The sequence below is a fragment of the SAR202 cluster bacterium genome (assembly GCA_016872355.1).
GTDB lineage: Bacteria > Chloroflexota > Dehalococcoidia > Lucifugimonadales > VGZY01 > VGZY01.
In genome coordinates, this window is sequence record VGZY01000025.1 from 24,602 (window position 1) to 38,093 (window position 13,492).

General features: G+C 62.9%; 13 protein-coding genes, 1 tRNA gene and 1 pseudogene. 8 read left to right on the forward strand and 7 right to left on the reverse strand.

The features are described from left to right. Positions 1-45 precede the first annotated feature (45 nt). The 3 genes and pseudogenes from FJ319_07315 to FJ319_07325 all read right to left on the reverse strand — a co-directional run bounded on the left by FJ319_07315 (position 46) and on the right by FJ319_07325 (position 3,267). The gene (locus tag FJ319_07315; protein MBM3934097.1) at positions 46-729 is read right to left on the reverse strand and encodes a hypothetical protein; all 684 of its coding nucleotides are present in this window, start codon (positions 727-729) and stop codon (positions 46-48) included. Positions 730-960: 231 nt separating this feature from the next. Next, positions 961-1,731, reverse strand: coding sequence for an NADH-quinone oxidoreductase subunit NuoB (gene nuoB / locus FJ319_07320; GenBank protein MBM3934098.1), 771 nt, complete (start codon positions 1,729-1,731; stop codon positions 961-963). Further along, positions 1,728-3,267: pseudogene (locus tag FJ319_07325) on the reverse strand (hydrogenase). Before FJ319_07325 ends, nuoB begins: the two are co-directional and overlap by 4 nt. Between FJ319_07325 and FJ319_07330 the strand changes: the two are divergent. The 3 genes from FJ319_07330 to FJ319_07340 all read left to right on the forward strand — a co-directional run bounded on the left by FJ319_07330 (position 3,267) and on the right by FJ319_07340 (position 4,474). Then, positions 3,267-3,503 (forward strand): DUF1998 domain-containing protein, encoded by a 237-nt coding sequence (locus tag FJ319_07330; protein ID MBM3934099.1) that lies wholly within the window; start codon positions 3,267-3,269, stop codon positions 3,501-3,503. The pseudogene FJ319_07325 and the gene FJ319_07330 sit on opposite strands and share 1 nt — an antisense overlap. Positions 3,504-3,529: 26 nt before the next feature. Continuing rightward, a tRNA-Pro gene (locus FJ319_07335) sits at positions 3,530-3,606 on the forward strand. A gap of 64 nt (positions 3,607-3,670) precedes the next feature. Next, on the forward strand, positions 3,671-4,474 hold the full coding sequence (locus tag FJ319_07340) for a hypothetical protein (GenBank protein MBM3934100.1): 804 nt from the start codon (positions 3,671-3,673) through the stop codon (positions 4,472-4,474). On the opposite strand, the gene FJ319_07345 is transcribed toward FJ319_07340, so the two are convergent. Both FJ319_07345 and FJ319_07350 read right to left on the reverse strand, forming a co-directional pair. Continuing rightward, entirely contained in the window at positions 4,471-4,803 is a 333-nt protein-coding gene (locus FJ319_07345; protein ID MBM3934101.1) for a hypothetical protein, read from the reverse strand. The two genes, FJ319_07340 and FJ319_07345, sit on opposite strands and share 4 nt — an antisense overlap. After that, the gene (locus tag FJ319_07350; GenBank protein MBM3934102.1) at positions 4,800-5,315 is read right to left on the reverse strand and encodes a hypothetical protein; all 516 of its coding nucleotides are present in this window, start codon (positions 5,313-5,315) and stop codon (positions 4,800-4,802) included. The genes FJ319_07345 and FJ319_07350 overlap by 4 nt, the downstream gene beginning before the upstream one ends. A 28-nt stretch (positions 5,316-5,343) precedes the next feature. On the opposite strand from FJ319_07350, the gene FJ319_07355 reads away from it, so the two are divergent. The 4 genes from FJ319_07355 to FJ319_07370 all read left to right on the forward strand — a co-directional run bounded on the left by FJ319_07355 (position 5,344) and on the right by FJ319_07370 (position 8,808). Next, positions 5,344-6,729, forward strand: a complete 1,386-nt coding sequence (locus FJ319_07355) for an FAD-dependent oxidoreductase (protein MBM3934103.1) — start codon at positions 5,344-5,346, stop codon at positions 6,727-6,729. A gap of 1 nt (position 6,730) precedes the next feature. After that, entirely contained in the window at positions 6,731-6,991 is a 261-nt protein-coding gene (locus tag FJ319_07360) for a DUF4160 domain-containing protein (protein MBM3934104.1), read from the forward strand. Positions 6,992-7,000: 9 nt separating this feature from the next. Then, the gene (locus tag FJ319_07365; GenBank protein ID MBM3934105.1) at positions 7,001-7,249 is read left to right on the forward strand and encodes a DUF2442 domain-containing protein; all 249 of its coding nucleotides are present in this window, start codon (positions 7,001-7,003) and stop codon (positions 7,247-7,249) included. A 77-nt stretch (positions 7,250-7,326) separates the two neighbouring features. After that, complete coding sequence (locus FJ319_07370) at positions 7,327-8,808, forward strand: serine hydrolase (GenBank protein ID MBM3934106.1); 1,482 nt, start codon at positions 7,327-7,329, stop codon at positions 8,806-8,808. Here FJ319_07370 and FJ319_07375 read toward each other — a convergent pair. Continuing rightward, positions 8,491-10,293 (reverse strand): hypothetical protein, encoded by a 1,803-nt coding sequence (locus FJ319_07375; protein ID MBM3934107.1) that lies wholly within the window; start codon positions 10,291-10,293, stop codon positions 8,491-8,493. The two genes, FJ319_07370 and FJ319_07375, sit on opposite strands and share 318 nt — an antisense overlap. Before the next feature lie 647 nt (positions 10,294-10,940). On the opposite strand from FJ319_07375, the gene FJ319_07380 reads away from it, so the two are divergent. Next, on the forward strand, positions 10,941-12,077 hold the full coding sequence (locus FJ319_07380; GenBank protein MBM3934108.1) for a hypothetical protein: 1,137 nt from the start codon (positions 10,941-10,943) through the stop codon (positions 12,075-12,077). Positions 12,078-12,146: 69 nt separating this feature from the next. Here the strand turns inward: FJ319_07380 and FJ319_07385 are convergent, their stop codons facing one another. Continuing rightward, positions 12,147-13,226 carry an LOG family protein gene (locus FJ319_07385; protein MBM3934109.1) on the reverse strand — a complete coding sequence of 360 codons (1,080 nt, stop codon included), beginning with the start codon at positions 13,224-13,226 and terminating at the stop codon, positions 12,147-12,149. Positions 13,227-13,492: the final 266 nt, after the last annotated feature.

Sequence of the window (13,492 nt, forward strand, 5' to 3'; positions counted from 1 at the left end):
AGTTGCCATCAGCGTGTATTCTGGGCGCCCCGGTGAATGCCGCCCTTATCGGTCCTTCTTCTTTTTCGACTCCACCGTATTCGAGAAGGTGTCCGTATCCGCGACCGTGCCATTTTCGTTGTAGCTGGTCACTGTCAGGTTCACCTTATCAAAGCTCAGCGCTAACCTCTTCCCATGGTCGCGGTACTTGTCGATCTGAACGTTCTCAAACTCGTAGGCTATCCGCACCACGGTCCCATCTTTCAGGGTCGAATCGATGTTCAGGTTCACGGTATCGAACATCGTACCGTCATCAGCCGCCGCAGCCAGGGCCGGGTCCGAAGAGTCCGGGACTTTGATTAGCTGGGCAATCCTGAGCTTGCTGAGCATCTTCTCTATCCGGTTCTTATTGCCTTTTCCGGGCTTTGGCTCAGCGATCTTCTCGAGCTTCTTCTGTACCTTCTCGACGTCACTCCAGTCGATATAACCTGGGTCTGTCGAGTCACCGTCCACTCCGTCGAACTTCACGTGAATCCCCGGGTCCGGAAGCGTTCCGCCGCCGCCCGGCAAGGTGCCGCCACCGCCAGGAAGTGTCCCGCCTCCACCGGGCAAGGTGCCGCCGTCCCCAGGGAGCGTACCGTCCGCAAACACCGGGCTCCGGCCCAGGCCGGAAAATACAACTAACCCCATAACCGCTACCGCTAGAAACGCCGCGAGCAAATAACCTCTGCCTATCCCAATTGCCTTCATTCTCAACCTCCACACCAGTTTTCCGCATCAGGCAATGGCCGTTCACCGGGGATCTCACCCCACGCCGGTCACACCCAAATCAGATGGCTTGGCACCATTTCTATCGCGGGATGGGAACTATATCAATCCCTGACTAAAACGTGCGCTCACTTACGTGGTTTTCCAGGAGGGCGCTTACGTGGAAACGCGGTGTCCATGGGCGGGAGAGGCCATACGGTGTCTACGTGTTGATTACCGCTTACCGTCTTCGATCCGGCCCAGCAGTCTAAGTAGTCCGTCCAGGATGGTAAGGGGATGAGGGGGGCAACCGGGGATGTACAGGTCTACAGGAATAACGGAGTCCGCCCCGTTGTTGACCTGGGGGTTATTCCGGAAAGGGCCTCCGGATATGGCGCAGCCGCCCACGGCGATGACGAGCTTCGGAGCGGGCGTGGCCGCGTAGGTCTTCTCAAGCGCCAGCCTCATGTTCCCTGTGACAGGCCCCGTGATGATGAGCCCGTCTGCGTGGCGCGGCGAGGCAACGACCTGGATGCCGAAGCGGCCGAGGTCGAACACTACCGTCCCAAGCACGTTGATCTCCGCCTCGCACGCATTGCAGCCGCCCGCGCTGACCTGCCGCAGCTTGAGAGAGCGGCCGAAGAGTGCTTTGGACTTCCTGTCCAGCTCCTCCGCCAGCTTGATGCCGCGCTCGTCGACCACGAGGTCTTCGCGGCGGCGCACGGCAAGGCGGAAGTCACCGGTGTATTTGATCGCTCCTTCGGGGCACGCCTCAACGCACTCCGTGCAGAACAGGCACTTTCCCATGTCTATGCTCGGGCCGTGATCGCCGATGCTCACCGCCTCGGTGAGACACGCCTCGACGCACTCCGCGCAACCGGCAGGGCACTTCGAAGTGTCGATCTTCGGCAGGCCGCGGTAGCGCTCGGGCAGCGCAGGCGCCGACTTCGGGAAGTCGATCGTGCGGTGCTTCTGGTGCAGGCGCGTGCGCCACTGGTTGATCAAAGGTCGAATCCGCAATAGGACAGGTTGAAGCTCTTGTTGCAGAGCGGGAAGTCAGATATCTGCTGGCCGCGCAGCGCAAGCGTAAGCGCCATCCAGTTGTGGAAGGACGGGTCAGTGATCTTGTACCTGGCAAACTTGCCCTGCTCGTCCGTTATCGCAACGTGCGCCACCTCTCCCCTCCACCCTTCCGTAAGCGCCACGGCGAGCATGTTCGGACGCGGCGGCGGGCACTCCGCCTTCACGGACCCAGCGGGCAGCGCGTCCAGGTTGTGCCTGATGTACCTGATCGACTCTGCGATCTCCAGCCGCCGCACGAGCGCCCGCGAGAAAACGTCGCCGCCGGACGCGACGGCCGCCTGCGCCGGGGACTCGCACCACCAGCCTACCGGGTGGTCCTTCCGAACGTCCATCGCGATGCCGGCGGAGCGGGCGGCCATACCCACGAACCCCAGGTCCTGTGCAGCCTTCTGGGAGACCGTGCCCGTCCCCTTCAGCCTGTCCAGGACGGACCCATTAGAGAAGAAGTCGTGCAGCGCCTCGGTAACGTCCCGTTCCGCCCTGTCCAGCCTGCCATGCAGGTCGGCCAGCATATCGCGCTCCGAAACGTCGAACGCCACGCCCCCCCGGCCGCACCATCCCCCGGCCGAGCCTGCTCCCGCATATCACGGAGCTCATGTTGAGGAAATCGCCGCGCAGCCGCCCGCAGAAAGAGGTGGTTGGGAGGAAGCCCACGTCGTTCGCAAGCGCGCCCATATCGCCGGTGTGGTTCGCTAACCGCTCAAGCTCCAGCGCGATAGCCCGGAGGGCCTGCGCCCTTATTGGCGCAGCCACGCCGCCGAGCGACTCCATGACCATGGAGTAGGCAGTCCCGTGGCCGATCGTCGTGTCCCCGGCGACCGTCTCCATTTCAAACATCGTCCGCCGGTGCGGGCCGCAGACGAGCGCCTCTTCAACGCCACGGTGCTGGTATCCCAGGTGTATCTCCAGGTGGTGCACGATCTCCCCAGTGCACTGGAACCTGAAATGCCCCGGCTCGATCACCCCAGCGTGCACCGGGCCCACCGCAACCTCGTGCACCTCCTCTCCCGCCATCGAAAAGTACGGATACGCCCGCGCCATGTGCGGGGGTCCTTCTCCCCCCTTGATGGGGGAGATGTCGGCGCTCCGGCCGACAGAGAGGGTGTTGTGTCCCCTCACCGGCTTCAGCCACGGGTGCCCCTCCGGCATCACGCCCACCTGCTCACAGATCTCTCTCTCAAACAGGTGCGCCTGCGGGCAGTCCGGGGTAATCGATTCGAAGCTCTCCGCCACGTACGTTGCCACCACGGTGAGCGAGTGGGCCGCATCGTTTGCGAGCACTGCATAGAGCCGCGCCCCGGCGTCCCCTGTCCTGCGCCCGAACAGGGAGACAACCCGCGCTCCGGCGCCCGTCGCGGTAATAATTGCCGTCCTGAACGCACCCGTCTCCAGTACAGGCACCGAGCCGGCATCCACGGCCTGCCCGTTTTGAAGCTGGACCCCGGCCGCCACACTCATTGGCCACCCCCCACGAGCGCGGCCGCGTCCCCGATGGCGGCGTCGGCATCGCTGAGCGCGGGTACGAGATCATCGAAGACCTCTGGCGCGCCACGCTGGAGGTAATCTCAAACTGCCCCTGCGAGAAGGGGTGCCCGAGCTGCATCCACTCCCCCAAGTGCGGCAACAACAACCACCCGCTCGATAAGGACGTAGCGAAGCTGGTGCTTAGGGAGATTCTCAATTCACAATTCTGAGTAGCTATGCTATTCTTTATCTGCGTCGGGGTATAGCGCAGCTTGGTAGCGCGCTTGCATGGGGTGCAAGAAGTCCTGGGTTCAAATCCCAGTACCCCGACCATTTTCACAACCCCATGTGGCATTTCCAGCGAATTTCGGCACAATCTCTCCTCGAGGCGTCGCCAATGATCGCTCGCCGCAACCGCCTGCCGGGTCTCCTCCATCTGTTCCTGCTGTTCTCGATTTTGATCGTGACGCTGGCATGCGCTCCCGAGGACGACCCTTTCAACGTGGGCGACCGCGCCCGCATCTCCGCCGAGGCCACGGCCGCCGCCGCGCAGGGCCAGTCCTCTACGCCCACCCTGTCCACAGAAGGCAACAGGTCCGTCCTTCAGAACGAAGGCAAGGGCACTGTGCGCTTCGCCGACTGGAGCGACAACGAGATAGCGCTGCTCAACAACATTGCGGGCTACATCCTGGTGTGGGGGTACGACTACAAGGCGGAGCTTGTTGATGTGAACGAGGGCGGCTACCAGGCCGCTGCGACGGACGGCAAGGTGGACGTGGTTATGGGCGTGCCAAAGGCAACGGCCTCAGACTGGCTGAAGCAACAGGCGGACTCCGGCAAGCTGGTGGACGCAAGCTCACCCTACGGAGCCGACGGCGAGATACGTATCGCACACACTACCGCCCTCAAGTCCGGCTCCGCCGAGGTGGCCGACTTCCTTCAGAAGATCAGCGTGGACCACCAGCTGATCACGAACCAGGCCGCCCAGATCAGCGGCGGCAGGACCGGCATACGGCCCATCGTGGCGGCGCTCACGTTCCTCAAGAACAACGAGCCGGTCTGGACAGCGTGGCTCCCGGTGCCCATCGCTGAGAACGTTAAGACCTCCATCGCCGCCGGCAAGACCAGCCTGGTCAAGCGTGACTGCATCCCCACGGGCGGTTCCCGCTCCCCCGGCAACCCCAACGAGGAGAACTGCTAGGAAGTAGTCCCTTTTGATACCTCGCCCTCGAGCTGTGCCAGATCGTGGTCCAGGGCGGCCATATCGTATTGTGAGGTGATCTTCTTCAGCCTGAGGTACTCCATCATCTCCCAAACCGTCACGCCTGCTTCCCTGGCAGCCCTTGCCGTAGAGACCTTTCCGTCTCCATACTGCCGGGCGAAGTAGTCCAGCTTCCAGCTCGCAATGGCCTTCGCCAACAGCTTTCGCACCGTCGTCGCACGGTCTGATTGCTCAAGCCGTTCTATGGTCTCCAGGTCGCGCACCATCTCTTCAGGAAGCCGCGATCCAACCATCTGCTCTTTCTTCATCGATTCTTCCTTTTCGCCCTTCGGAGAACTTCCGCTATTACCTCCGGCGATACCCAGAGCACTTTAGCGACCTCCACCACATACTTCTCAAACTCTTCGTCTGAGATATGCCCTCCGAGGTGCATTTCGAGAAGCACACCTATCGTACCCGCATGCTCCAATTGCATGGACGCGGCTATGGACCTTGCTTCCCTATCGTCCACTATTAGCTTGAACCGGCGCGCCTGCACAATGGATATGGATTCGGCCTCACCCCTGTCCAAGCCCGAAACGTCAACAAGGGTGGAGGCAATTTCTGCTTCGCGGTCCGACATCTCCGCTATAGAAATCCACCCTTCCCGTATGGCCAGCTGGACCCGAGCGACTTCTGTTGCACCTTTACGAATGCCCCCCGTCACCACTTCTTCCAGCACTGTGGGGGCAATGACGACATAGCTGAAGCGCTCTTTCAACAGACGCAAACAGCCGACCTTGGCGAGAGAGATTAGGACAGTAGAATCAGCAATAACCAAGGTAAAGCCCCTGAATCCGCCTAAATCGATGATATCAAATGTATCACCTGATTTCAATCGCGGTATTGTCTGGTCGTTCCCTCCCTGTTACCCTGAACTCTGGATTCGCGTTTCTTCCCGCGTGTATGGGCGACATGAAGACCGGAGAGTTGCTCCCGGAGGCACCATGGAAACCGACTTACTGGTCATTGGCGGCGGTGTCATTGGCGTATCCTCGGCGTACTACCTGCAAAAGGCCGGTCGGCGCGTCACGTTGATGGAGCAGGGGCCGGACCTTTGCAGCGGCAGCTCCTGGGGCAACGCCGGCTGGATCTCCCCGCGCCACAGCGTACCGCTCGCCTCGCCCGGGGCCGTCGGCAAGGCGCTGCGATGGATGTTCAGGCCTGCCAGCCCGTTCTACGTGAAGCCGCGCCTCGATCCCGCCCTGATTTCCTGGCTCATGCGATTCCGCTCCGCCACCAACGGTCGCGCCGTCCGACGCACTACCGCAATCGCGTGGGAGTTCGCGGAGGCAAGCCTGGCCCTTTATGACGAGACAGTCCGGCAGGAGAGGCTTGAGTGCGAATTCAACCGCAAGGGCCTCCTCCACGTCTACCGCACGCAACACGAGTACCGCGAGGCGCTGGTGGAGATGCACCTGCTGCGGCAGGTCGGAATCGCGTGCGAGGTCCTGGAGGGTGACAGGGCGCTGGAGCTGGAGCCAGCGCTGAAGCCGGGCCTTGCCGGGGCGGTCTTCCACCCGAGCGACGCGCACGTGCAGCCGTACGACTTCGTCAATGGGCTTGCGGCGCGTATCGAAGCCATGGGCGGAGAGGTGCGCCTGAATACCGCAGTCACGGGCTTCGAGCTGTCCGGCAAGACGGTCGCCAGGGTGAAGACGAGCAACGGGGACTTTACGGCAAATCAGGTGGTGCTCGCCGCCGGAGCGTGGTCGACGCCCCTCGTCCGGGACCTGCGGCTAAAGCTCCCAATTCAGCCCGCCAAGGGCTACAGCATCACCTTCGAGAACGTCAAGAATGCGCCATCCAGGCCGGTGATGCAGAGCGAGGCGCACGTCGGCGTCACGCCGTTCGGCAACGGCCTCCGCCTGGCGGGCACACTGGAGCTCTCCGGCATCAACGACCGCATCCTCCCCCGTCGCGTGCAGGCGCTGCGCAACGCCGCCCGCGAGTACCTCCAGGCAGAGCTGCCGCCGAACGGCGGCCGCGTGTGGTGCGGCCTGCGCCCCATGACCCCGGACAACCTCCCCGTCATTGGCGCGCCGGCCCACCTGCAAAACCTGATAGTCGCCGCCGGCCACTCCATGACCGGCGTAACCCTGGGCCCGGCCACCGGCAAGCTGGTGGCGCAGATCGCCATGGGCGAGAAGCCCTACCTGAGTCCTGAGCCGTTCAGCCCCGCGCGGTTCCAGTGACATGCCGAAGATCTGCGAGTTCTACGGGGTCACAATCGCAATGTTTTATAATGATCATGAACCTGCTCATTTCCATGCGACATACGGAGGCGATCTGGCCGTGATCGGTGTTGACCCGGTCGTCGTTTTGAAAGGCGGATTGCCACGCCGTGCTTTGGGCCTGGTCTTTGAATGGGCCAGGAGCCACCAGCCGGAGTTGCAGGAAAACTGGGCAAGGGCAAGGGCCCACCGGCCCTTATCTCGCATAGAGCCACTGGAGTAATCGGACCTTATGGAAATCGTCACAAAGGTGCGCGTGCTGCGACCCTACATACTCCGGGTGACATTCTCGGACGGTACCGTGCGCGACGTGGACGTCGAAAGCGAGCTCTACGGAGAGGTGTTTGAGCCGTTGAAAGACCCGCGGGTCTTCGCGAAGGCCAGGGTGGACAAGACATTACGGACGGTTATTTGGCCGAATGGCGCCGACTTCAGCCCCGAATTCCTCTACCGCGGCGCGAAAAGCGCGGCTGCTGTGTAAACTCCGCCCCCAATGCCTGCACGATACCCGCGCCCGCCGAGCCCGATCCCTTACCCGTCGCCCTGCGCAAGGCGGAGGTGGAGGACCGTTTCGCTCCCCTGCTGGACGGCAAGACGCTTCCGCAGTTCCTGGAAGACACCGAGACGCAGGCGTTTATCGTTCTCCAGGACGGCGAGATCGTATACGAGAAGTACTTCAACGGCTCTGGCCGCGACTCCATTGTCACATCGTTCTCCGCCGCGAAGTCGTATGTCTCCGCCCTCCTGGGTATCGCCGTCATGGAAGGCCACATCGAGAGCATCGACGACCCGATCACGAAGTACATCCCGGAGCTGCTGGACCGCGACCCCGATTTCGGGCGCATCACCGTCCGGCACCTGGTCGCCATGACCAGCGGCCTCAGCTACGAGGAGACGGGCCTCCCCGGCGGCGACGACGCGCTCACGTACTACTACCCGGACCTGCGCGACCTGGCCATCAACCGCACGACGATCAACAACCCGCCCGGCGGGAAGTTCCTGCACAACAACTACAACCCCCTGCTCTCAGGCGTTGTGCTGGAGCGCGCGACCGGCATGCCCGTCGCCACGTACATGCAGGAGAAGCTCTGGAAGCCCATGGGCGCGGAGTTCGACGCATCGTGGAGCCTGGATAGCGAGAAGACGGCATTCGAGAAGATGGAGAGCGGCATCAACACCCGCGCGATCGACTCGCTCCGCCTCGGTCGGCTCTTCCTCAACGGCGGCCAGTGGGACGGCGCGCAGCTCATACCAGCCGATTGGGTGGAGGAGTCCACGCAGCCATACCCTGCCGGCCACGACCCGGCGTTCTACCCGGAGCGCGACTTCTACCGCACCGGCGGCGGGTACTACAAATACAGCTGGTGGGGCAAGCGCCGCGAGGGCGGCCTCTCCGACTTCAGCGCGGAGGGCAACTTCGGCCAGTTCATATTCGTCTCGCCCCAGTACAACCTCGTCATCGTCCGCCACGGCGCCGCCTGGGGCCTCCCCGGCCACCAGTGGCTGGACCTGCTGTGGCGGTACGCGGGGGGCGGAGTAAGAAACCTGAGCGCCATGGGAGTGATGCTGGGGCACAGGCACCGGGCGAATAGATTCGCGACGGTGGGCGCGTGGATGAGGGAGAGGGCGATGGGCGCCCGGCCGTGGTCGAATGAATTCGCCTGTTTTCGTTCTTTTCGGACGGTCCGTGCGGACTCTACGTTTGTCGTTGGCGGTGAGGGCTCACCGCCCCTCCAGCCACCGCACGGCCGACTCCAGCGTCGCCGCCTCCACAACTTCGATAGGCCAGCCCGTCCACTCCTCCGCCGCGCGCGCCGCCGCGCAGTCCTCCGGCGGGCACAGGAACACGTCCGCGCCGGCGTAGGACGCCGAGAACACCTTCTGCCACACTCCGCCTATCGGCCCGATGCTGCCGTCCAGCCCGATGGTGCCTGTGCCGGCGATAGTATCGCGGCTGGTCAGGTCGCCCACCGTCACCATGTCGTATACCCTCAGCGCCAGCATCAGCCCGCCCGACGGCCCTATCACGCCGTTGTCTGAGACCTCCACCGTGAACGGCAGGTCCGTGCGCACGCCCACCGAGCGCACGCGCAGACCGATGTAAGCGGAAGTGTCCCCATCCGCCGGGACCACCGCCGTCACCACCTCCTGCTCCACGCCGTCGCGCCGGATGCGCAGCCTGGCCTCCGCCGCACCGCTCAGGTCCAGCAGGCCGCTCTCCGCGTCCGTCGTCGGCGCGCCGTTCACCTCGAGTATCTCGTCGACCACCTGGAGGACTCCGTCCGCCGGGCTCCCGGGCACAACCTCCGTCACCGCCAGCGCGACCCTAGTAATCGTCACCTCGAAGCCCGCCAGCCGGAGCGCCGCCACTGTCGCGGCGTCCGCGCTCAAATGGAATTCCTCTCGCCCCTCCTCAACCGACTCCCCGTGGTCCACGCCCTCCGGGTACACCCACTCCGCCGGTATCAGGTCCAGCGCCGGGTCGCGCTTCGCCCGCACCCACGCGCCCACGTCCACCGGCGCGCGGTCGTACACCGTCGTCATCAAGAACGCCCCGCGCGACCTGCCCGGGGGGTCCGCCAAGTGCGCTTCGTCAACGTTGACAAACTCGCCCACGTCCAGCACGCCGCCCGGCAACACTAGCCCGTCGTTCACCGGGACCCGGAACAGCGGCGGCACAAAGAGCGCCGCGATAATGACGGCCGAGGCCAAAAGCCCGAGGATGCCGCCAGACTTCGCCGCCGGCAACGCCGCCTGCGCCGGCCGGTGCGATAGCAGCGCGATGAGCATCACCGCCGCCACCGCGAGCGCCGTGAGCGATGTCTGCTCGCTGAACCGCGCCTGCTGGGCGAAAAGGACCGCCGACCACACCGCCAGGCCGGCGGCGGAGGAGATGCCGAGCGCCCACGGGACCTTCAAAGCCCAATCCGGCCAGCCCGCCACCTCCCTGATAACCAGGCGCGCGATCCTGCCGCCGTCGAACGGGTACGCCGGTGTGAGGTTGATGACCAGGAGGAGCACATTCGCGCGCGTTGCGGAGTAGACCGCGTAGGCGATGGGGTCCGGCACGTCCAGCCGCCAGATGAGCCCGAACACGAAAACCAGGACAACGTGCATACCCGGCCCGGCCAGCGCCCCGAAGAGCTCCTTCGACGGGGCAGCCGCAGGCCACGCCTGCGGTGCATCGCCGAACGGGTACAGCGGCACTGTGACCTTCGAGGCCTCCTCATCGCCCGCCACAAACCGGTGCGCGCCCACGTGCGCAATGAGCGAGAACACGACGAACGCCACAGTCAGAGCCGCCGTCACCCACCTGTCACCCGGCGCGACGTAAGACGCCCACTCCGGCATGTACCACGCCGCCAGCACCCACACGGCGAGGGCGGCCAGCGCTGCCCACGCCAGGGACACGCGCACGCGCAGACCCATCACCGGCACGGTGACCGCCGACGCGGACCATCCCCGCCTTTCACCCTTCGCTGGATGTTCTTCGCTCGTACGCGCCTTCCATGCGAAATGGGCCAAATTCTACTCCCCGCAAAGCAGCGCCACAACCCGCGCGTTTGCCGATTTACCGTGACGGACCCGTCGAACAAGTCGGACTCGTTTAGCTTGTCCAAACAAAAAGGCCCCGAAATTCTCGGGGCCTTCCATATGCGTAGGTGGTCTGCTCGCCGGATTACCGCTTGCGACGGTTTATCGAGGAGATCCCCGCCGTGCCGTTCCGCTTGGTGCTCTTGCTGTTGATCCTCGCGGCGAACTCCGCCAGCGTTTCCGACTTCTTCACCTGGGCCTTCTTCTCTGCCATCTTGCTCTGTCCTTCCGCCTCTCGGGCATTAGTCTGTTCTATTCGTCCGAGCTCATCACCAGTCACGCCGAGGGTGGAGGGCCGGACACTCGTCGCAACCATTATACGCTATCCGGCGCCAAAGCAATCGCGGAGCGCAATTTCCGGCTAGTCCACGCCGCGGGGAGGTACTCGTTAAAATTAATTCTTCCGGCCCCCGAATTTATTTGCTATCCTCCCCACAGGCAAACGATCGGCAAACAGCGCCGGTTGACCGGGAAGCCGGATGTAAGGCGGCTCCGCGGTAGGCCAAATCTGTGATGGGTGGTGTGTGTTGAACCTTACGAATCGGTCGATTAGACGTGTCGCTATATCATTAGTCCTCTTGGCCTTCGCCTCTATATCTCTGCCCCTTATTTCCCAACAGTCCGCCGAGGCCGCTACAACTGAATACTCTATCTACGGCGACTCTCTTTCCTGGGACAACTGGAGCTGGTCCACTACGGTTAACACAGGCGACTCTTCTCCCGTCCTCCATGGCTCGCGGTCCATGGCCGTGACCTACACCCGGGCGTGGGCCGGCCTCGCGCTTCGTTCGGGCCCAGGGGTCCATACCGGCCCCTACTCCAGCCTGCAGTTCTCTGTGAACAGCAACGGCAACGGCCTGCCGGATATCGATGTCTCGATGTACGGTTCTGGAGGCATGCTGAAGCAGGTGTCAACCCAGTCCTACGCCAGGTCGGCGAGCGGCGGCTGGTACAACGTTTCCATCCCCCTATCCGCGCTCAACGCAGTGGACAGGCAGATATACCGCGTGCAGCTGCAGGAGGGCGAGGGCCGCCCCCAGTCCACAATCAACATCGACAGGCTGGTTTTCTCCGGCGAGTCGACTTCCACCAGCGGCGGCTCAACGGGCGGCACGAGCACGCCCACGACGAGCTACAAGGTTTGCACCGGCGGTTTCAAGCCCTCGCAGGCGTCCACGGCAGTAAACAATGTGATCCGGCAGGCGGCCGCCAAATACAACATGCCGCGGTGGTTCTACTACACCATTGCCCAGCGCGAGTCCAGCTTCGATCCGTACGCTGACAACGGCCGCGACAAGGGCCTGTTCCAGATCGTCGGCGACTACTACACCGGGAAGCCATACCCCAACTGGCTGTCCACGCCGAACGATCACCAGCAGCAGTACGGCTGGAACATGAACTTCGCGAAGTACGGCATGTGGATTCGAATGACAAAGGTTACGCCTATGACGAACTGGTATGACCCCAAGCAGAACATCGACAGGTTCAGCACGGGTTACGCCGTTCCCGCGTTTCTGCTCTTCAAAAAGCTGTATGGAGAGAGCGATGCCGCCACTCTCCGGAGGGTCGCCTTCCACTGGAACAAGGGTGTCTACAAGACCTATGACCGGAACAACACAGACTACCTTGGCCTGTACGACAAGTACGTGGGCCAGTTCAAGCCGGCCGTAGAAAAGGATGACGGAGTCTGGAACGGGAAACCTTACATCCCGTAAACAGCCCATAATCACAGCAGGCCCCGCAAATTGCGGGGCCTGCTCCTTATCTGGCCGACTGCCGACTGCTCACTGCTCACTGCCGTACCTGTTCACCGCCGCAACAAGCTCGTTCAGCCTTCCCGCGCTGCGGCGGGTGTACTGGAACGCTATGCGCGGCTTCACCATCAGGTCGGGCTCGTCCGCCTCCTGGGGGAGCGGTGCAGTCCGGGTTATCTCCCCGGCCTTGATAATGTCCCGGAACTCCTCAGACAGCCTGCGGATGTGGTCGTCATTGAGCTCTCGCTCCAGCCGTATGACAAGGGTGTCGTAGACCTGCCGCATCGAGTGGTAAGTAGAGTAGTGGTGTTTTATCCAGTCCGCAGCTTCCCTGGCCGAGTGCGAGATCTTGTAGAGATTGAGGTCCTCCGGCGAAATGTACCCCCGCGCCAGCATCTGCTCCCGCACGAACGCGTCCCAGGCCTCCCAGTACCGTTCACCCGGCAGCTCGCAGAACACCAGAGGCGCCAGCGGCGTTTTCCCGGTCTGCATGAGCGTCAGCACCTCGAAGGCCTCGTCGTGCGTCCCGAAGCCCCCGGGAAAGAGCGCGAACGCGTCTGCCTCCATGACGAAGAATATCTTCCGCGTGAAGAAGTACCGGAACGTGATCAGCTTCGGGTCGTCCTGGATCGACTGGTACGGCACCGACTCGAACAGCAGGTGGATATTCACGCCGAAGCTCTTCGCCGCGCCCGCCCCCTCGATTCCCGCGCCCATGATCCCCTGCGCAGCGCCGGTAATCACAATGTATCCCATCTCCGTCAGCATCCGGCTGAACTCCACGGCCATGAGGTAATACGGGTCGTCGGGCGGCGTGCGCGCCGAGCCGAATATGGATACGTTCCTCACGTTCCTGTAGGGCTTGAACACCCGCGCCGCGTAACGGAACTCCGCCATCGACAGGTTAAGCACCTTGAGGTCAAGCACGTCAAGCTGGTCCTGGCCCGCCTTGAGTGCGTTCAGCAGGATGTCCCGGTAAAGAAACGACCGCAAAGTCTTGTCGCCTGATGCAAGCAGGTCCCTGACCTGCTGCACAGTCGACTCGATCTTCGCCTCGTCTAAATCCCTGTTCAACATTTTCGCCATTCCCGGGTGGTCTATCTCCAACATACAACGGAATCGAGCGGAATCAACCTTGCGCAGATACGCGGCGCACCCTGTGTCAAGGGGCAGTGAATCTGTCAGTGTTTAGGGTGCAGTGATTTTGTCAGTACGGTTCGTCTCCATGGGTGGTCTGCAGCCGGCTTATGGGCGGTGGACTTAGCCGGATAGGGACTGAGTCCTCTCGCCCGAGGTTTCGGTTGAATTCCGGTGGGAGACTCCTGCGCTTCGGGTTTTGGCTGCTCACCGAGTGAAGATTGGGGATGAGAAAGGTC

Coding starts and splice junctions, on each gene's coding strand:
- FJ319_07340 (MBM3934100.1), top strand. CDS start 3,671: ATGATCGCTCGCCGCAACCGCCTGCCGGGTCTCCTCCATCTGTTCCTG.
- FJ319_07315 (MBM3934097.1), bottom strand. CDS start 729: ATGAAGGCAATTGGGATAGGCAGAGGTTATTTGCTCGCGGCGTTTCTA.
- FJ319_07365 (MBM3934105.1), top strand. CDS start 7,001: ATGGAAATCGTCACAAAGGTGCGCGTGCTGCGACCCTACATACTCCGG.
- FJ319_07385 (MBM3934109.1), bottom strand. CDS start 13,226: ATGTTGGAGATAGACCACCCGGGAATGGCGAAAATGTTGAACAGGGAT.
- FJ319_07355 (MBM3934103.1), top strand. CDS start 5,344: ATGATATCAAATGTATCACCTGATTTCAATCGCGGTATTGTCTGGTCG.
- FJ319_07345 (MBM3934101.1), bottom strand. CDS start 4,803: ATGAAGAAAGAGCAGATGGTTGGATCGCGGCTTCCTGAAGAGATGGTG.
- FJ319_07360 (MBM3934104.1), top strand. CDS start 6,731: ATGCCGAAGATCTGCGAGTTCTACGGGGTCACAATCGCAATGTTTTAT.